Raw genomic sequence first — 268 nt, forward strand, 5'->3', positions numbered from 1 at the left:
ATGCGCCGGTCACCGTGACCCTGTCCAACGGCCAGGTGATTACCATTGATTCCGGCAAAACCACCGGCACTGTGGTTTTCCAAACGCCAGCCAACGACGTTTACAACAACGGTTCCACCGTCAGCACAACCATCACCACAGCCACTGGCGGCAACTTCGAGAAGCTGGTTCCGGATAACAGCCACCCAGCTGTCACCACCATCACCGACTCGATCGACACCACGACCGTTAAGTTGAGCACCACTGACACCGCCATTACTGAAGGCGG

General features: G+C 57.1%; 1 protein-coding gene. It reads left to right on the forward strand.

All coding sequences use genetic code 11. From position 1 onward, the window contains the following. Positions 1-268, forward strand: a 268-nt coding sequence (locus K0H47_RS26290) for an immunoglobulin-like domain-containing protein (RefSeq protein WP_219273862.1), incomplete at both ends; no start/stop codon positions are given.

Source organism: Pseudomonas sp. Xaverov 83, from assembly GCF_019352905.1.
In the GTDB taxonomy this organism is placed as follows: domain Bacteria; phylum Pseudomonadota; class Gammaproteobacteria; order Pseudomonadales; family Pseudomonadaceae; genus Aquipseudomonas; species Aquipseudomonas yamanorum.